Source organism: Streptomyces sp. CNZ287 (assembly GCF_007827615.1).
Window position 1 is genome coordinate 515812 of sequence record NZ_VISV01000001.1, and the last position, 18209, is coordinate 534020.

An 18209-nucleotide genomic window follows, 5' to 3' on the forward strand; every position below is an offset into this window, starting at 1 on the left:
TTTGCCACGATCCCCTGGAATGGCCCGTCGGCCCGGCGTGCGCCTCCGGACCGCCGTGATGGCCGCAAGGAGGGTTGGGTGTGCGCATGAACGCCGTCGGCAAGGGGCTCAAGCGGCGCGGCAGGCTGATGGCACAGGCGCTCGGCCCACCCCGGCGCGCCCCCCGGTCCACCCACACACCCGCGCGCACCGCCGCCCCGCCGGGGTACTCGGCCCCGCGCGCCCCGCGTCTCGTCGGGTCCCCGGTCTTCGTCCTGTCGTCCGTACGCTCCGGCTCCACCCTGCTGCGCGTACTCCTCAGCGGGCGGCTCGCGGAGCTGGCGGAGCTGTGGGGGTACCGGCGCGCCGGGTAGGCGGCGCGAGGTCCCGGCCCGTTGTCACCGGCGGAGCGTACGCTCATGACTACGGTCCGTGCAGGGCAGGGAAGGCTGGGAAAGGCTGGGATCACATGGTGCGCCACTCGGAGTCCGGGCTGCCCATCGAGCCGGTGTACGGGCCGGGGGCCCTGGCCGGCTGGCACCCCGACGTCCGGCTCGGGGAGCCGGGGGCCTACCCGTACACGCGCGGCGTCTATCCCACGATGTACACCGGCCGGCCGTGGACGATGCGCCAGTACGCGGGCTTCGGCACCGCCGCCGAGTCCAACGCCCGCTATCGCGACCTGATCGCCCACGGGACGACGGGCCTCTCCGTCGCCTTCGACCTGCCGACGCAGATGGGGCACGACTCCGACGCGGTCCTCGCGCACGGCGAGGTCGGGAAGGTCGGCGTCGCGATCGACTCGCTGGACGACATGCGGGTGCTCTTCGACGGCATCCCGCTGGACCGGGTGTCCACGTCGATGACGATCAACGCCCCGGCCGCGCTGCTCCTCCTCCTCTACCAGCTCGTCGCCGAGGAACAGGGCGTCGACGCGGCGCAGCTCACCGGCACGATCCAGAACGACGTGCTGAAGGAGTACATCGCGCGCGGCACGTACATCTTCCCGCCGAAGCCGTCGCTGCGGCTGATCGCCGACATCTTCCGGTACTGCCGCGCCGAGATCCCGAAGTGGAACACCATCTCGATCTCCGGCTACCACATGGCGGAGGCGGGCGCCTCGCCCGCGCAGGAGGTCGCGTTCACGCTCGCCGACGGCATCGAGTACGTGCGTACCGCCGTCGCCGCCGGCATGCACGTGGACGACTTCGCGCCCCGGCTGTCGTTCTTCTTCGTCTCCCGCACCACGATCCTGGAGGAGGTCGCCAAGTTCCGCGCCGCGCGCCGCATCTGGGCGCGGGTGATGCGCGAGGAGTTCGGCGCGCGCAACCCCAAGTCGCAGATGCTGCGCTTCCACACCCAGACCGCGGGCGTCCAGCTCACCGCCCAGCAGCCCGAGGTGAACCTCGCCCGCGTGACCGTCCAGGCCCTGGCGGCGGTCCTCGGTGGCACGCAGTCGCTGCACACCAACTCCTTCGACGAGGCCATCGCGCTCCCCACCGACAAGGCGGCCCGGCTCGCGCTGCGCACCCAGCAGGTACTGGCGTACGAGACGGACATGACCGCGACGGTCGACCCCTTCGCCGGGTCGTACGTGGTGGAGACGATGACCGACGACCTGGAGGAGGCGGCGGTGGACCTCATGCGGCGGGTGGAGGACCAGGGCGGCGCGGTCAGCGCGATCGAGAACGGCTTCCAGAAGGGCGAGATCGAGCGGAGCGCGTACCGGATCGCGCAGGAGACGGAGGCGGGCGAACGGGTCGTGGTGGGCGTCAACCGCTACCAGTTGGCGGAGGAGGAGCCGTACGAGCCGCTGCGCGTCGACCCGGCGATCGAGGCCCGGCAGGTGGAGCGGCTGGCCCGGCTGCGAGACGCCCGCGACGGGGGCGCGGTGGCGGCGGCGCTGGCGGAGTTGCGGACGGCGGCGGAGGGCACGGGGAACGTGCTGTATCCGATGAAGACGGCGCTGGCGGCGCGGGCGACGGTGGGAGAGGTGTGCGAGGCGCTGCGGGAGGTGTGGGGGACGTACGAGCCGGTGAACGCGTTTTAGGGGGCGGACGGGGGGACAGGGCCGGCGTTCAGCGGGGCGCGTCGGTGAGGGCCGCAAGCTCGGCGTTGGCGCGCTCGTTGACGAGGGCGAGGACCCGGCCGGCGGCGGCGAGGTCCTCGGCGGCGATCCCGCCCCAGATGCGCGCGGAGAAGGGGGCGGTCTCCGCACCCACGGCGGCGAGCAACTCGCGCCCGGCGTCGGTGGGACGGAGGTGTGCGGCATCGGCGACGAGCAGTTCCCTGGCCAGCAGCTCGTCGAGCGTGGCGCGGATGTCGGCAGGGTCGGCCTTGAGGGAGCCCCGGACCTGGGCGACGAGGTCGTCCGCGGTCTGCGGGGCGTCGGCGGTGACGGCGGCGCGCAGCGCGATCTGCTGCTGGAAGGTGACGCCGTGGCGGGCGAGGACGTGCTCCAGGACCCCGCGGGCGGCGTAGTGGGCCAGGGCGAGGGAGCGGGCGTTGGCGGCGGGTGCGGTGGTGGTCATGGTGATGTCCCCTGGGTCGTCGGGTCGTTCGGCAGGAGCGGGGCGAGAGGTACGTCGAGGAGGGTCAGCAGCTCGTCGGTGAACGCGCGGGTCCGTGAGGCGTCGAGGCCACCCAGCGGCTCCAGCAACCGATGGACCAGCTCCCGGACCACCAGGACGGCCTCCCGCGTCACGGCGAGACCGGACTCGGTGAGGGCGAGCCGCATGGCACGGGGATCGCGGGGATCACGGGTGCGCTCGATCACCCCGTCGGCTTCGAGGGCGCGGGCCAGCTTGGAGACGTACAGCGCCTCCATGCCGGTGTGGTCGGCGAGTTGCCGCTGACTGGGCCGCTCACCGGCGTGCTGCAAGCCGTACAGCGAGCCGACGAGCGCGTACTTCGCGTGGGTGAGGTCCAGCGGAGCCAGCGCACGGTCGACGGCGACGCGCCACTTGTTGGCGAGCCGCCACACCAGGAAGCCGGGCGTGGGACCGGGTGGATCTTCGCTCATGGTAGTTAGAGTACATGGCGATTATGTCCATGGCTATTATTTCGCGGGGTCTCTCGACCGGCCGGCGGTGGAGGCTGAGTCCGGAGGCTCCGTTGACCGGCGGACGGGGGGACTGGATGAGCCAGGGCCCGGCGGGCGCGGCGGCGATGTACCGGGGCGGGCCGGGCAGGCGAGGGCTGTCCGGGCCGGACGAGGGAGTGCGCGAGGATTTCGCGCCGTAGTCGTCCCCGCCGACGGGCCCGATCAAGCGGCGGGTGGGCCGAACGGAATTTCCGACGGCAACTCCCGCACCGCATGCGCGTGATTCTGGCCGGACTCCGGCAGCCCTCACCGGGTGCCCGAAGAGGTAGTTCCCTTACCGTCGCGTATTCCGAGCGTCCACCCGCGTAGACTTGACAATCGGCGACCAGATGCCAACTCCGGCGAGAACTCGTTTTCGGACTCCTTGTTTGTCTTCGTGAAGTCCCTCTTCACACAGGCTTTACACAGCCCTAGCATGGGAACGCTCCCACGAACGCTCCACTGAGGTCGGGGCGCATTCGCACGGCACCCCCACCCACAGTGTTCCGCACGAATGCTTCCCAGTCCCCGAAGCCGTTCTCCCCGCTTCATCGCCCTCGCGCCCACTCGGGCGTCCGGGAGTTCTTTCGCCATCCCCTGCGCGACCCTCAGGAGCGCCCCGAATCATCTGGGCCCGCCTGCGACGCAGGTGCTTTCACGAGCCGCAACCCGGCTCTCCCCTGCCCCGATTCAGCACGGCCGGCGCCGGTTTCGCCCCGGCCCGGCCCGAAGACAAAGGATAGGAGAAACATGTCCGGTAAGTTGATTGCTGGTGGCGCCCTGGCGGCATTGGTCGCCACCACCCTCGCCGCCCAGACGGCGGCGGCGGGCGAGGAGCCGGCCGACGGACCCGCCGAGCAGATCAAGGTCGGGATCCAGACCATCAACGGCTCAGGGTGCTCCGCCGGCACGGCGGCGGTCGCGGCCAACGCCGACAACACGGCGTTCACCGTGACCTACAGCGACTACCTGGCGGCGGCGGGGGCCGGCGCCAACCCGATCGACTTCCGTAAGAACTGCCAGCTCAGCCTGGTCCTGGACGTCCCCGCCGGGTTCACGTACGCGATCCAGAGCGTGGACTACCGCGGCTACGCGTACCTGGCGGACGGCGCGTCCGGCATGGAACAGGCGTCGTACTACCACATGGGTTCGCCGGAGACGACCACGAGCAGCCAGACCTTCGACGGCCCGTACGACGACAACTGGCAGGTGACCGACTCCAAGGAGTGGGCCGAGTTGGTATGGGCGCCCTGCGGCGAGAAGCGGAACTTCAACGTCAACACCGAACTCCGGGTGTACCGCGGCTCCTCCGACCAGCAGGCGACGAGCCTGATGACGATGGACTCCACCGACAGCGCGGTGAGCACGAAATACCACTTGGCGTGGAAGGAGTGCTGAACTACCGCGAAGGGTAAGCACCATACCCGCGGTACGCCTTCCGAGAAGGCTGTGAAATTCCTGTCCGTCCCGCATTTCGCGCCGGTAGGCCGCCGGCGTGTCTCTTGACGGAATCCGGCCAGCGGACCCGTTTGCCGCCCGCTCGCCAGATTCCGCTGCATGGCCCGCTCTTGGGCATTGCCGTGCCCGGGAAACGGTCCATCCGACCGATTGGAGAACCATGACTCTTGTCGCAGGCAGTGTCCTGGCAGCACTACTGGCCGCGACCGTCAGCAGCCCCATCGCGTCGCCGTCCAACGATATCGCGACCCCTCCGTACTTCGAAGACGTACCGCCCGACCAGATGGCGATCCAGGTGCTCACCGTCAACGGCACCGGTTGTGAGCCGGGCAGCGCCGCCATCGCGGTCTCCGCGGACAACCAGGCCTTCACCGTGACCTACAGCAACTACGCGGCCCTGGTCGGGGTCGGTGCCACGCCGACGGACTTCCGCAAGAACTGCCAGCTCAACCTGGCGGTCAAGGTGCCGGGGGGGTTCACCTACGCCATCGCCAGCGTCGACTACCGGGGGTACGGCTACCTGGAGGACGGCGCGACCGGCATGGAGAAGGCGTCGTACTACTTCCAGGGCTCGCCCGAGACGGACACCTTCACGCACAACTTCACCGGGCCGATGGACGACAACTGGACGACGACGGACGAGACCGACCTGGAGTCGCTCGTCTGGGCGCCGTGCGGGGAGATCCGCAACTTCAACATCAACACGGAGCTGCGCGTCAACGCCGGCACGTCGGACCCCGCGACGACCACCAGCTTGCTGGCCATGGACTCGACGGACGGAGAGATCGAGACCACGTACCACGTCGCCTGGCGCGAGTGCGTACCGGGCGAGGACTGATCCGCGGATAGCGGGATACCCGCCCTGCGGCGGGGGGGGAGCAGCCCGGGGCGTCGCGGGCCCGGGTTCCCGCCGCGGGTGCGGGTCCGCGGGTGCGTCAGTGTCGGCCCGCGGATGAGGGCGCGTGCGTGAGCGCGGGGGTGCGGGTGCGTGGGTGGCCCGCTCCGCCGCTCAGCGCGGCGTAGCCCATCACTCCGGCACTTCCGGTGCAGGTATCCAACTGATCACCGGCGTGAAGAGGGTGACGCTAGTCCGTCGCCCCCGCGCCCAGCAGGGCCGCCGCCGTGAAGAGTTCCACTCCCACCCGGATCGCCCCCTCGTCCACGTCGAAGTCCCCCTGGTGCAGATCCCGCGGCAGCCCCGTCTCCCCCACCGACCGCACGCCCAGCCGCGCCAGCGCGCCCGGGACGTGCTCCAGGTACCAGGAGAAGTCCTCCCCGCCCAGGCTCTGTTCCGTCGTCTCCACCGACTCCGCTCCCCGGCGCGACGTCATCGCGTCGGCCAGCAACGCCGTCGTCGCCGGTTCGTTGACCACCGGCGGGACCCCGCGGACGTACGTGATCGCCGACTTCGCCCGGTGCATCGACGCGACCTCGTCGACCGCCGCGTGCACCAGGTCCGGCGCGCGGCGCCACGTGTCCAGGTCCAGGCACCGCACCGTGCCCGACAGCTCCGCGTGCTGCGGCACCACGTTGCAGGCGTGGCCCACGTGGAGGCGGCCGAACGTGACCGCCAGGCCCGCGCGCGCGTCCACCCGGCGGCCGAGCAGGGCCGGGACGTCGGTGGCGACCCTGGCGGCCGCCGTGACCAGGTCGGTGGTCAGGTGCGGGCGCGCGGTGTGGCCGCCGGGGCCGTCGAGCGAGATCTCCAGGCGGTCGCACGCGGACGTGATGGCCCCCTGGCGCAGGCCGATCCTGCCCACGTCCACCCGCGGGTCGCAGTGCACCCCGATGATCCGGCCCACCCCGTCGAGCACCCCGGCCTCGATCGCGTCCGTCGCGCCGCCGGGCAGCACTTCCTCCGCCGGCTGGAAGATCAGCCGTACGGGATGAGGCAGCATGCCCTCGCGGGCCAGCGCGGCGAGGACGATGCCCGCGCCGAGGACGATCACCGTGTGCACGTCGTGGCCGCAGGCGTGGGCGCGGTCCGGCACTGCCGAGCGGTACGGGACCGTCTTGGTGTCCGGGATCGGCAGCGCGTCGATGTCCGCGCGCAGCGCCAGCATCGGGCCGGGCGGCGTCCCGCTCTCCTCGACGCCGATGTCGCAGATCAGCCCGGTCCCCGCGGGGAGTACGCGCGGGGCGAGGCCCTCCGCCTCCAGCCGCTCCTTGATCGCGGCGGTGGTACGGAACTCCTGGTTGCCCAGCTCCGGGTGCATGTGCAAGTCCCGCCGGAACGCGATGAGTTCGGCGTTCAGCGCCGCCGGGAGCACCCCGGGCAGCAGCGCGTCGGGACCGGACTCGGGCTCTGCGTCACGGGACATCAGTCGGTTCACACTCTGCAGGGTACGGGGATCACCGGGGCCACCGGGAAGGGATCAACAAAATTTCAGCCCCGCGGGTGCATGACCGGCGGGTGCGGTGGGTACACTCCGGCGCTCGCGCGGCCCGCTTCCCCGTACACCCCGTATCCGGCTCCCCGTCCCCCCGGTCCGGCTCCCCCGTCCCCGGAGATCAGGCACCTCGACGCAGGCGGCGTAGAACGCCGCCTCACACCGACGCCGCCGGCGCCCCCGACCACCCCGTCGCCGTCGCAGGACCCACCGGCAGCCCGTCGACCCCGCGCCGCTCCCGGGCCGCCCCCGCCACCGACGACAGGAAGCCCTGCGCCCGCGGCGACGCCGTCTCCGTCAGCCAGCTCGGGTCGACCTCGCAGACCGCCACCTTCACGCCCGTACCGGCCAGCGCCAGCGGCAGCGTGTGCACCACCGTCGACGGGAAGCTGACGATCGTGCGGCCTATCGGGCCGCGGCGGGCGACGATCTCCAGCGGCAGGTCCGGGCGGACGATCTCCAGACCGGCGTGCAGGTGGAGCCGGTGCAGCTTGTCGGCCCGCTCCCTGCGGTGCGCGAAGTAGCGCGTGGCACCGTACGCCTTGGTGAGCGACGCCACCGCCTCCAGATACCGGTCGTGGTCGACGACGCCGGTCTCCACCAGGGACGTACCGACGAGGTCCGTCGCCGTACCGACGCTCGGCGGGCCGAAGCGGGAGCGGGTCCAGGCGAACTCGTTCGCCGTCACCTTCAGCCCCGAGGGCGGGTCCACCACCGGCATGGAGGTGAACACCTCCACCCGCGTGCCCGAGGCGCCCGGGGCGCCGCTGCCCGCCGGGGTCAGCCGCCGCCGCGCCGCGCTCGCGACCGGCGCGAAGAGCATCCCCCGCGCCCCGCCGCTGCGCCCGCTGCGGTGCCAGCGGACGAACCGCTCCCCCCGCGACAGTTGCGCCGTGAACTCCATCGTCGCCGTGCCGTCGTCCACGACGACGACCTCCCGCGCCTTGACGACGGTCAGCAGCGTCTGCACGTACCGCGAGAACGGGTCGCCCAGCACCACCCGGCGCGCCCGCCGCAGCGGGCGGGCCAGGCTCGTCATGGTGCGCAACGGGCCCGCACCGCCGCGCGCCTCCTGCCAGCGGACGTCCAGCCCGTCGTCCATCGCCAGCTCCGCCATCCGGCGCAACTGACCGCGCGAAAGCGGCTCGGTGGGGGGCAGCACGACCACCGTCAACGGTATGACGGTGCCGCCCTGGTACGCCCACTCCAGCACGTTCAGCAACTGGACCGGGCTCTCCACCAGGGCGACGGTCGTGCCGCCGGCGCCGTCTCCGGTCATACGCCGACAGGCTCCTTCTCGACTCCCGCCCCGTCGGCCGACTCGGCGGCCTCCGCGACGACTCCCTTGACCCGGCGCAGCTTCTTCATCGGCGCCAGCTCGCTGTCGTAGACCCTCTTCACGCCGTCGCCCAGCGACTCCTCGACCACGCGGATGTCGCGTACGAGCCGCGCCAGGCCCTGCGGCTCGACCGAGGCTGCCTGGTCGGAGCCCCACATCGCGCGGTCCAGCGTGATGTGCCGCTCGACGAAGACGGCGCCCAGGGCGACCGCGGCGAGCGAGGTCTGCAGGCCCGTCTCGTGGCCGGAGTAGCCGATCGGCACGTTCGGGAACTCGGCCTGCAGCGTGTGGATCATGCGCAGGTTCAGCTCCTCGGCCTTCGCCGGGTACGTGCTGGTGGCGTGGCAGAGCAGGATGTTGTCACTGCCCAGCACCTCGACCGCGTGCCGGATCTGCTTCGGGGTCGACATGCCGGTGGACAGGACCACGGTGCGGCCGGTGGCGCGCATGGCGCGCAGCAGTTCGTCGTCGGTGAGCGAGGCGGAGGCGACCTTGTGGGCCGGCACGTCGAACTTCTCCAGGAAGGCGACGGCCTCGGGGTCCCAGGGGGAGGCGAACCAGTGGATGCCGCGCTCCCTGCAGTGCGCGTCGATCGCCCGGTACTCCTCCTCGCCGAACTCGACCCGGTGCCGGTAGTCGATGTACGTCATGCGGCCCCAGGGGGTGTCGCGCTCGACGTCCCACTGGTCGCGGGGGGTGCAGATCTCGGGCGTGCGCTTCTGGAACTTCACCGCGTCGCAGCCCGCCTCGACGGCGGCGTCGACGAGCGCGAGCGCGTTGTCGAGGTCGCCGTTGTGGTTGATGCCGATCTCACCCGTGATGTACACCGGCCGGCCGGGGCCGACGACGCGGTCGCCAAAGGTGCGGAAACGCTGGGTGGAGCTCATGCAGATCTGTTCCTTACTCTCCAGACCCTCGCCAGGGAGGGATCGGGCTACAGGGAGGGACCGAGGATCCACGAGGCGATCTCGCGGATCGCTCCGTCGCCTCCGGGGGTGGACGTCACCGCACGCGCCGCGTCCCGCACGATCGCGTGGGCGCCGGCGACCGCGACGGGCCAGCCGACGAGGCCGAAGCACGGCAGGTCGTTCACGTCGTTGCCGACGTAGAGCACGCGCTCGGGCGCGATGCCCTCGTCTTCGCACCACTGCTTCAGTGCGATGTCCTTACGGTCGACCCCGTGCAGAACGGGGAGGTGAAGTTTGCGTGCCCGCGCGGCGACGACCGGGTTCTTTTCCGAGGACAGGATGAGGAGCTTCAGCTCGGCGCGGCGGAGCGCGGCGATGCCGAGGCCGTCGCCGCGGTGGACGGCGACGAGTTCGCGGCCTTCGGCGTCGATGTAGACGCGGTCGTCGGTCTGGGTGCCGTCGAAGTCGAGGACGACGGCGTCGACGTCGCGGCGGGTGGGCAGCGAACCCGGTCCCGGTACGTCGAGCAGGGGGGCCAGGGCGCGGGCGCGGGTCAGGTCGTCGGGCTCGTCGACCTCCAGCACGCGGGCGGCGTCGGTACGCACCGGGGCGGTGCGGCCGAAGAAGCGGTGGCGGTGCTCGCGGAACCCGGGCGTGCGCATGGCGTACGCGGCACCGGTCTCCAGCAGGTCCTGCGGCCGGTCCTGGCGCCGGGGCCGGTACGACTTGTCGTGGTTGACCCCGTACCCCTGAGCCGGGGCGGTCTCCACGGCCGGGGCGACCTTCGTCGGCGCGGCACCGGTCGCCGTGCCCGTCGCGGCACCGGTCGCCGCCGCCTTGGCGACGGCGGTGGCCTCCGCGACGGCCAGGGTCTTCGCCGCGGGGGTCTCGGCGACGGCGGCGGCCTCCGCCTCGTCCGCCTCGTCCCGCCAGAGGAACCCGTGGAAGGGGGCCACCGTCAGCGCGCTGTCCGCGCCCTCGTCGAGCACCGCGCTCGTGACGCCGTCGATGTCCTCGCCGGTGAGGAACGGGCTCGTGCACTGGACCAGGAGCACCGCGGCCATCGTCGCGCCGCAGCGCTCCTCGTGGCTGTCCAGCGCGTGCAACACCGCCGCCTCGCTGGAGGCGGTGTCGCCGGCGATCTCCGCGGGGCGGCGGACGACCTCGGCGCCGGCCTCGCGGGCGACGGAGGCGATGGTGTCGTCGTCGGTGGAGACCACGACGTCGGTCACGAGCCGGGCCGCGAGGCACTGCCGTACCGCGCGGGCCACCAGGGGCACGCCGCCGACACGGGCGAGGTTCTTGCCGGGGACGCCCTTGGACCCCCCGCGGGCCGGAATGACCGCGAGCACGCGGGGTGCGGACTCGGGCTGGGACATGGAGGCTCCTTGCTGATGCGGGCGGCCGCGGGACGTCGCGGCGTCGTCTGGTTCGCTTCTCCGCCCGCGCGGCGAACGTGCGGGTGCGCTGTCGGCCTGCGGGGTCGCGGCCGCGCGTGCGTCGCTCACAGCGCCCCCATGCGGCGGATGACGGGCGCGATGCGCTGAACTCCGCCCCGGTACGCGGCGCGCGCCGCCTTACGCAGCAGCGTGCGCGCCCACCGGCGCAGCGGGCCGGGCTCCGCGGCGGCCGCGGCCTGCGGCAGCGGCTCGCCGGTGGGCGCCAGGCCGTGCCGGGCGAGGATCCGCGGCAGGTAGCCGCCGGCGGTCTCGGGGGTGTAGTACGGCGCCAGCGGCGGCAACTGCGGGTCGGCGACCAGGGTGGTCAGCCGGGCCCTGGCGCGGTCGAAGGCGGCGTCGTACGGCTCGGCGGAGGCCGCGCCGGGGACGCCCTGGCGGGACAGCCACACGGGGTCGGGCTTGGGGAGGTGGCCGGCGTCCAGTTCGTCCCAGGAGGCGAGGCAGCCGGAGCCGAGGAAGTGGTGGTTGCCCAGCGGCTCGCGCACGCCCAGGTCGGTGAGGACGGCGGTCGGGATGCCGCGGTGCAGGGACTCCAGCGCGGCGGTGGAGGAGACGGTGACGAGCAGGTCGGTGCGGTCCAGGACCTCGCCCATGTTCCCGTAGACCAGGCTGCAGTTCGCGGGCAGGCCGCCGGGCAGCTTCTGGGCGAGCTTCTGGTACGGAGCCTCTTCGATGTGCGTCGTGTGCTCGCCCGGGCGGCTGCGCAGCTTGACCAGCACCTCCCGCTCCGGGTGCTGCTCGGCGTGCCGGACGGCGCGGCGCAGCAGGTACAGCCGGTCCTCGCGGGTGTCGGGCACGGAGGGCTGGACGGCGAAGACGACGGTGTACGGGCGGTCGCCGCCGGGCGCCGCCGGGTCGTACGGGGCGCCGTCGAGGAACGGCAGCGCGCACTCCACGATGCTGTGCGGCGAGGCGCCGACGCCCTCGTACACCGCGCGGAAGCGCTCGGCGTCCTGCCGGCTGTTGGCCAGCACGATGTCGGCGCCGTTGCGCAGGAGGAGGCCGTCGGAGAGCTTCTCGTACACGACGCCGACGTAGCCGGTGACGACCGCCGGGCGGCGCCTGGCGCCCTGCCAGGCGCGGGCGAGGCCGTGGAGCATCGCCTGCACGGTGCCGCCGACGCAGGAGAGGAGCACGACGTCGTAGCGGTCGGGGTCGGCGGCGGCCAGGAACTCGACGGCCGTGACCTCCCTCATCGCGTCCGCGGGTACGCCCACCTCGGCGAGCTGGCGGGCCGTGGGGGTCGCCCTGCCGTGCAGCAGGTACCCGTCGAGCACCGCCTCCGGGGCCATGCGGCGAGCGGTGAGCGCGCCCCATTTCCAGCGGGTGTCCGAGTCGGCGAGAACAGCGGTGCGAAGCTGTGACGGGGGGTCGTTGAGCACGCCGCCGACGGTAGGGAGGCATTCCGCTCGGTGGCCCAACACCGGCCGTACAAATGGTTAACAACACGCCGCCGAACGGCGAACCCGTCCGTAGAGGGACGGCGTTCACCATTCCGCCGCCCGGCGTTCATGCGGGCGTCGGAGCAGGGCAAGCCCCGGGCGCGGGGCGGCCCCTAGCATCGCCTGGATGCGTCAACTCTCCGTGATCGCTCCCTTCTGCAACGTGCAGGACTACGCACCCGAGACGCTGGCCTGCCTGCACGCCAATGCCGCACCGGACACCGAGTTCATCCTGGTGGACGACTGCTCGACGGACCGCACCGGCGAACTGCTGGAGCGGGCCGCGCGCGACCTGCCGGGCGCCGTGCACGTACGCCACGAGCACAACGGCGGCCTGGCCACCGCCCGCAACACCGGTCTCGACCGGGTCCGCGGCCGGTACGTGACCTTCCTCGACGGCGACGACTGGCTCGCCCCCGGCCATTACCGCCGGCTGCTGGCGGTCATCACCGAGCTGGACTGCGACTTCGTCCGCACCGACCACGTGCAGTGCGCCGCCCGCGCCCGCACCGTCCACCGCGTGCCGCACGGCCGCCGCGGCGTCGTCCAGGACCCGCGCTCCGCGATCCTGCCGGCGACGCACACCACGTCCGTCGACTACGCGTACGCCTGGGCCGGCATCTACCACCGCCGGCTGCTCGACGAGGGCCTGCTGCACTTCCCCGACGGGCTGCGGACCGCCGAGGACCGGCCGTGGATCTGGCGGCTGCACCGCGAGGCCCGGACGTTCGCCGTCGTCGGGCTGCTCGGCGTCTTCTACCGCCGCGGTGTCGCGAACTCCCTCACCCAGATCGGCGACGTCCGCCAGCTCGACTTCCTGCGCGCCTTCGACCAGGTGGTCGAGGAGACGGCGGCGGACCGGGACGCGGAGCTGCTGCTGCCCAAGGCGGTGCGGAACTTCTGCGCGATCATCGCGCACCATCTGAAGAACATCGAGCGGTTCGAGAAGCCGGTGGCCCGCAGACTGCGCGAGATGAGCGCCGACGCGCTGCGGCGCATGCCCCCGCACGTACTGACGGAGGTGCTGGACGCCATGGACGCCGACCGCTCCGAACTGCTGCGCCGGCTCCACCGCCGGGGCGTACCGGCGGAGGTGGCCGTCCGATGACCTCCCCGTCCGCCGACCCCGCGGCCGGCTCGACCGCCCCCGCGTCCGCGTATCCGCCGCTGCAGATCCGCTACGCGCCGGGCCGGCACACCCAGGTCTTCGTGGCCTCCACCCTCTACGGCACCGCGACCCTCGCCGCCGCCCTGGACGCCGGGCTCTTCCCCGCCGCCGACCGCCGCGTCCTGCTGATCACCAACAACGCCGCCAACCCCGAGACCACCCCCGCCGTCGACGCCATCGCCGGCTTCGCGCAGCTCCGCTCCCGCTTCGACGACGTACGGGACTGGAACCACGCCATCCGCCCGCTGCACCCCGCCGCGTGGGAGCCGCGTGCCGAGGACGTGCCGCTGTGGGAGCGGCACCTGCGGCTGCTGTGGGGCCTGGGCGACGACCGGCTCACGCTGGTCGTGGAGTCGATCCAGGTCAACCCGGCGCGGGCGCTCGTCCAGCTCTTCCCCGACGCGGCCCTGCACGTCTACGCCGACGGCCTGATGAGCTACGGCCCCACGCGCAACAAGCTCTCCTCCTTCGTCGGCACCCGCGTCGAGCGGCTGCTCCATCCCGACCTGCTGCCGGGCGTACGGCCCCTGCTGCTCACGGAGTTCGGGGTGCCGTCGGAGATCGTGCCGGCCGAGGAGCTGAAGAAGGTGCTGGCCGAACTGGCGGCCGCCGCCGACCTCGACCTGCCCGCCGCCGGGCTCGCCGAGGGGCCCTCGCCCGCACTCCTCCTGGGCCAGTACCTCTCGGCGCTGAAGATCCTCACCGCGGCGGAGGAAGAGGAGCTGCACGTGCGGATGCTGCGCGGCGCGGCGGGACTGGGCCACCGCAGCGTGGTGTTCAAGCCGCACCCGATGGCACCGGCGCGGGTCTCGCGGCTGCTGGAGCAGGAGGCGGACGGCCTCGGCGTGACGCTGACGGTGCTCGACTCCCCGGTGCTGGCGGAGGTGCTGTACGAGCGCCTCCAACCGGCGCTGGTGGCGGGCGCGTTCTCCACGGCGCTGATGACCGCCTCGACGCTGTACGGGCTGCCGGTGGCGAGCGTCGGCACGGACACGCTGCTGGAGCGGCTGACCCCGTACGAGAACAGCAACCGCGTCCCGGTCACGATCGCCGACGCGCTGCTGCCGTCGCTGGACGACCCGGCGGCGGTGCGCGACTGGCGGGCGCCGACCGCCCAGGAGACGCAGGCGGCGCTGGGCGGGCTGCTGACGGCGGTCGGGTTCACGATGCAGCCGCGGATCTACGCGCGGCGGCGGCCCGAGGTCGAGGCGTGGCTGGCGGCGGAGCTGGACGCGGACACGTGGCGGTACTTCAAGCGGCGCCGGCTGACGGTGGAGGGGCTGCCGGGCGGGGTGCCGAAGCGGCTGGCGTTCGTGCCGCGGAGCCCGGCGGTACGGCGGGTGGCGCGCCGGGCACGGGCGCTGCGGCGACGGCTGGGGTGAGGGGGCGGCGGGGCCCGGGCCCGCTTCGGGGCCGCCGGCTCGTACGCGTACCGGATCCCGCTCACTCCTCCCCCGTCCCCTCCCCCGTCCCCTCCCCCATCGCGCCCGCCGCGCGGGACGCGCGGCCCGCGAGGTCCCGTAGGTACTCCGCCAGCTCCCGCGGCTCGTGCACCTCGAACTCGCAGCCCAGCGCGGTCAGCCGGAGCGCCAGCCAGTCCAGCCCGTCCGCCTCCGTCACGAACGCGCAGCGCCCCTCGTCCAGCCGGGTCAGCCCCTCCGTGCCGGCGAGGCGGCGCGCCAGTTCCTTGTACGGCGCGTGCAGCGTCGCGCGGGCGCGGTAGCGGGGCCGGTCCCCGCCCATCCGGTCCTCGACGAACGCCGCCGCGTCCGCCGCCGGCAGCTCGCGGCGCGGCGGGCGGACGCCGGTGGCGAAGGGGCGGGTGATGCGGTCGACGCGGAACATCCGCCAGTCGTCACGGTCGTTGTCGTACGCGACGAAGTACCATCGCCGGCCCGCCGCGACCAGCCCGGCCGGCTCGACCAGCCGCTTGGTCTCGGTGCCGTCCGCCGCGCGGTAGCCGAAGCGCAGCCGCTCGCCGCCGGCCGCGCCCGCGGCCAGCACCGTCAGCACCTCGGCGTCGACCTGCGGGCCCTGCCAGCGGGTGAGCGGGGTGGTGGCGGTGCCGAGGGACGTGACGCGGCGGCGCAGCCGCGACGGCAGCACCTGCTCCAGCTTCGCCAGCGCCCGTACGGACGCCTCGGCGAGCCCCGCGACCGTATGGCCCGCCGAGCTGCGCAGGCCGACGGCGATGGCGACGGCCTCGTCGTCCTCAAGGAGCAGCGGGGGCATGGCCTTTCCCGCCACCAGGCGGTAGCCGCCGGCGGTGCCCCTGGTGGACTCGACCGGGTAGCCGAGGTCGCGCAGCCGCTCGATGTCGCGGCGGATGGTGCGGTCGGTGACGCCGAGGCGGCCGGCCAGCTCGCTGCCGGGCCATTCGCGGGGCGTCTGGAGGAGGGAGAGCAGGTGCAGAAGCCGCTTGGGGGTGTCGGTCGTCATGTTTTCCAGACTGCCTTCCCTTTAGGACGTGACCTGTCCTATACCGATCCTAGATTACCGCCATGACCTTCCAGAACGCCTCTGTCGCAGGACCGGACCGCCGCCGGTGGATCGCGCTCGCCGTCGTGCTGACGGCCTCCTTCATGGACCTCGTCGACGCGACGATCGTCAACATCGCCATCCCGAGCATCCGGGAGGACACCGGCGCCTCCTTCGGCGCGATCCAGTGGATCACCGCCGGGTACGCGCTCGCCTTCGCCATCGGCCTCATCACCGGCGGCAGGCTCGGCGACATCTACGGCCGCAAGCGGGTCTTCCTGCTCGGCATGGGCGGCTTCACCGCCGCCTCGCTGCTGTGCGGCATCGCCGCCGACCCGGCGATGCTCGTGGGCTCGCGGGTCCTGCAGGGCGTGATGGCGGCACTGATGGTGCCGCAGGTACTCAGCATCATCCACGTCACGTTCCCCGCGGAGGAACGGGGCAAGGTCTTCGGGATGTTCGGCGCGGTCGCCGGCCTCGGCGCGGTGTCCGGCCCGATGATCGGCGCGCTGCTCACCGAGTGGGACCTGTTCGGGCTGGCCTGGCGGCCGATCTTCCTCATCAACCTGCCCGTCGGCATCGCCGGCCTGATCCTCGGCCGCCGCTTCATCAGCGAGTCGACGGCGCCCGACGCGCTCCGCCTGGACCTGCGCGGGGTGCTGCTGGCCACCGCGGGGCTGCTGATGCTGCTCTACCCGATCACCATGGGCCACGAGAACGACTGGCCGGCGTGGGGCTTCGTCTCGATGGCCGCGAGCCTGCCGGTGTTCGCCGCCTTCGTCGCGTACCAGAAGCGCAAGCAGCGCGCGGACGGCTCGCCGCTGGTCGAGCTGACCCTGTTCCGGGTGAAGAGCTTCGCCGCGGGCATCGGGGTGCAGCTCGCCTTCAGCACCGCGCTGGGGATCTTCTTCCTGGTGTGGACGCTGTACATGCAGCTCGGCCTCGGCTGGAGCGCCCTGCACGCGGGCCTGACGGGGCTGCCGTTCTCGCTCGGCTGCTCGGTGGCGGCCGGGATGTCGGTGCAGAAGCTGACGCCGCTGTTCGGGCGGAAGGTGCTGCACGGGGGCGCGGTGATGATGGTGTCCGGAGCCCTGCTGTACCTGGCGGCGTCCGACCGTTACGGCACGGAGATCTCCACCTGGCAGATGGTGCTGCCGCTGACCCTCCTGGGCGCGGGCATGGGCCTGGTCTTCGCCCCCCTGACGAACGCGGTCCTCTCCGGCGTCCCGCGCCGCCACGCGGGCTCGGCGTCGGGCCTGATCAACACGGTCAACCAGTTGGGGATGGCGCTGGGTCTCGGCCTGGTGTCGGTGGTGTTCTTCGGCGCGATGGACGAGCCGACGGCCCCTCAGGAGGCGGGCCCGGCGTTCGCGGGGGCGTTCGAGAACGCGATGTGGTGGGTGATCGCGATCCTGGGAGTGGTGTACGCCCTGCTCTTCGCCCTCCCGAAGCGCAACCCGGCGGAGGAGCCGGAGCCGACCGCGGCGGCGGAGCAGAAGGAAGACCTGGTAACCGTCTGACCACGCCGCCACCACGGACCGGGGTGCAGCCCAACAGGGGCAGCACCCCGCTCCGCTGCGCGGGGGCGGTTTCCCCGGTTCCGGCCGCCGTCGAAGTCGCCTTCCGGGGCTCTGGTGCCTCGCTATGCTGCCTCGGTGAGCGTTGCCATGCGTGTCGGCTTGATCTCATTCGGTGCCCGGGAGTTCGCCACCCTGCACGAGGTCTGCGTGGAAGGCGGCCACACCCCCGTCGTCTACGCCTACTCCCGTTCCATGCGCCCCAGATCGGCGACCGATCCAGCCGCCGCCGATACCGCGGGGCGCATCGCCGCCGCGCTGCCCGCGGGAATCGACCTGCTCTTACCCGGAAGCTCCGAAGGGCTCGGGACAGCCCTCGGCGGATACGGTCTCGATCTCCTGGTCTGCTTCGGCTTCTCCTGGCGGCTGCCCCCGGCGGTTCTCTCGGTCCCCCGCTACGGCGTCGTCAACGTCCACTGCTCGATGCTGCCCGAGTACCGCGGGCCTGCCCCCGTGCTGTGGGCGATCCGGAACGGCGATCCGAAGCTCGGTGTCACGGCCCACCGCATGAACGAGGAGTTCGACGCCGGCCCCGTCCTCGCCCAGGAGCGCACGGTCCCCATCCCGGACGACGCGACGCCCGAAGCGCTGTGGCCCCGGCTCGCGGAGTCGCTCCGACGGGTGCTCGCCGTCGCACTGGAGCGTGCGGCGGACCCGTCCGCCGGTGAGCCGCAGTCAGATCGTGGCGCGACTTACGCGGGGCTCATGGAGGAGGAGTTCTCCGTCATCGACACCGCGCGCACTGCTCACGAAGTGCACAACCAGGTACGGACGCACCGGTACATCGGCCCGGGCCGGGGCCCGGTCGCGATCGTCGGAGGGCAGCGCATGAAGGTGTTACGGACCAGCCTCACGCCCGCCGACGGACCCCGCCTGGACTGTGCGGACGGGCCCCTGTGGATCGCCGAGTCCGCACCTGCGGAGTAGC

The 18209-nt window shown here is 72.6% G+C and carries 16 protein-coding genes; 8 read left to right on the forward strand and 8 right to left on the reverse strand.

Features of this window, described 5'->3' with window-relative positions; translation table 11 throughout:
• The first annotated feature begins 80 nt into the window (after nt 1–80).
• Both FB457_RS35595 and FB457_RS02325 read left to right on the forward strand, forming a co-directional pair.
• Nucleotides 81–353 carry a hypothetical protein gene (locus tag FB457_RS35595; protein ID WP_047017680.1) on the forward strand — a complete coding sequence of 91 codons (273 nt, stop codon included), beginning with the start codon at nt 81–83 and terminating at the stop codon, nt 351–353.
• A gap of 95 nt (nt 354–448) precedes the next feature.
• Nucleotides 449–2029 (forward strand): acyl-CoA mutase large subunit family protein, encoded by a 1581-nt coding sequence (locus FB457_RS02325; RefSeq protein WP_047017679.1) that lies wholly within the window; start codon nt 449–451, stop codon nt 2027–2029.
• A 28-nt stretch (nt 2030–2057) separates the two neighbouring features.
• Here FB457_RS02325 and FB457_RS02330 read toward each other — a convergent pair whose 3' ends face one another.
• Both FB457_RS02330 and FB457_RS02335 read right to left on the reverse strand, forming a co-directional pair.
• Entirely contained in the window at nt 2058–2510 is a 453-nt protein-coding gene (locus tag FB457_RS02330) for a hypothetical protein (protein ID WP_047017678.1), read from the reverse strand.
• On the reverse strand, nt 2507–3001 hold the full coding sequence (locus FB457_RS02335) for a MarR family winged helix-turn-helix transcriptional regulator (protein WP_047017677.1): 495 nt from the start codon (nt 2999–3001) through the stop codon (nt 2507–2509). Before FB457_RS02335 ends, FB457_RS02330 begins: the two co-directional genes overlap by 4 nt.
• Nucleotides 3002–3811: 810 nt before the next feature.
• Here FB457_RS02335 and FB457_RS02345 point away from each other — a divergent pair.
• On the forward strand, nt 3812–4459 hold the full coding sequence (locus tag FB457_RS02345; RefSeq protein WP_047017675.1) for a DUF4360 domain-containing protein: 648 nt from the start codon (nt 3812–3814) through the stop codon (nt 4457–4459).
• A 343-nt stretch (nt 4460–4802) separates the two neighbouring features.
• Complete coding sequence (locus tag FB457_RS02350) at nt 4803–5357, forward strand: DUF4360 domain-containing protein (RefSeq protein ID WP_047020315.1); 555 nt, start codon at nt 4803–4805, stop codon at nt 5355–5357.
• Between the two features lie 247 nt (nt 5358–5604).
• On the opposite strand, the gene FB457_RS02355 is transcribed toward FB457_RS02350, so the two are convergent.
• The 5 genes from FB457_RS02355 to FB457_RS02375 all read right to left on the reverse strand — a co-directional run bounded on the left by FB457_RS02355 (nt 5605) and on the right by FB457_RS02375 (nt 11998).
• The gene (locus FB457_RS02355; RefSeq protein WP_047017674.1) at nt 5605–6840 is read right to left on the reverse strand and encodes an amidohydrolase; all 1236 of its coding nucleotides are present in this window, start codon (nt 6838–6840) and stop codon (nt 5605–5607) included.
• Nucleotides 6841–7066: 226 nt separating this feature from the next.
• Nucleotides 7067–8188, reverse strand: a complete 1122-nt coding sequence (locus FB457_RS02360; RefSeq protein WP_145780607.1) for a hypothetical protein — start codon at nt 8186–8188, stop codon at nt 7067–7069.
• On the reverse strand, nt 8185–9135 hold the full coding sequence (locus FB457_RS02365; protein WP_047017672.1) for an N-acetylneuraminate synthase family protein: 951 nt from the start codon (nt 9133–9135) through the stop codon (nt 8185–8187). Before FB457_RS02365 ends, FB457_RS02360 begins: the two co-directional genes overlap by 4 nt.
• 47 nt (nt 9136–9182) lie before the next feature.
• The gene (locus FB457_RS02370; RefSeq protein WP_145780609.1) at nt 9183–10535 is read right to left on the reverse strand and encodes an acylneuraminate cytidylyltransferase; all 1353 of its coding nucleotides are present in this window, start codon (nt 10533–10535) and stop codon (nt 9183–9185) included.
• A gap of 125 nt (nt 10536–10660) precedes the next feature.
• Complete coding sequence (locus FB457_RS02375; RefSeq protein WP_347612795.1) at nt 10661–11998, reverse strand: DUF6716 putative glycosyltransferase; 1338 nt, start codon at nt 11996–11998, stop codon at nt 10661–10663.
• Between the two features lie 187 nt (nt 11999–12185).
• Here FB457_RS02375 and FB457_RS02380 point away from each other — a divergent pair, with 187 nt between their 5' ends.
• Both FB457_RS02380 and FB457_RS02385 read left to right on the forward strand, forming a co-directional pair.
• Nucleotides 12186–13166, forward strand: coding sequence for a glycosyltransferase (locus FB457_RS02380; protein WP_047017669.1), 981 nt, complete (start codon nt 12186–12188; stop codon nt 13164–13166).
• Complete coding sequence (locus FB457_RS02385) at nt 13163–14608, forward strand: polysialyltransferase family glycosyltransferase (protein ID WP_145780611.1); 1446 nt, start codon at nt 13163–13165, stop codon at nt 14606–14608. The genes FB457_RS02380 and FB457_RS02385 overlap by 4 nt, the downstream gene beginning before the upstream one ends.
• A 61-nt stretch (nt 14609–14669) precedes the next feature.
• Here FB457_RS02385 and FB457_RS02390 read toward each other — a convergent pair whose 3' ends face one another.
• Nucleotides 14670–15665: a helix-turn-helix transcriptional regulator gene (locus FB457_RS02390; protein ID WP_047017667.1), complete on the reverse strand. Its 996-nt coding sequence runs from the start codon at nt 15663–15665 to the stop codon at nt 14670–14672.
• Between the two features lie 62 nt (nt 15666–15727).
• Here FB457_RS02390 and FB457_RS02395 point away from each other — a divergent pair, with 62 nt between their 5' ends.
• On the forward strand, nt 15728–17224 hold the full coding sequence (locus FB457_RS02395) for an MFS transporter (protein WP_145780613.1): 1497 nt from the start codon (nt 15728–15730) through the stop codon (nt 17222–17224).
• 135 nt (nt 17225–17359) lie between these two features.
• Nucleotides 17360–18208 carry a methionyl-tRNA formyltransferase gene (locus tag FB457_RS02400; RefSeq protein WP_486588903.1) on the forward strand — a complete coding sequence of 283 codons (849 nt, stop codon included), beginning with the start codon at nt 17360–17362 and terminating at the stop codon, nt 18206–18208.
• Nucleotide 18209 lies beyond the last annotated feature (1 nt).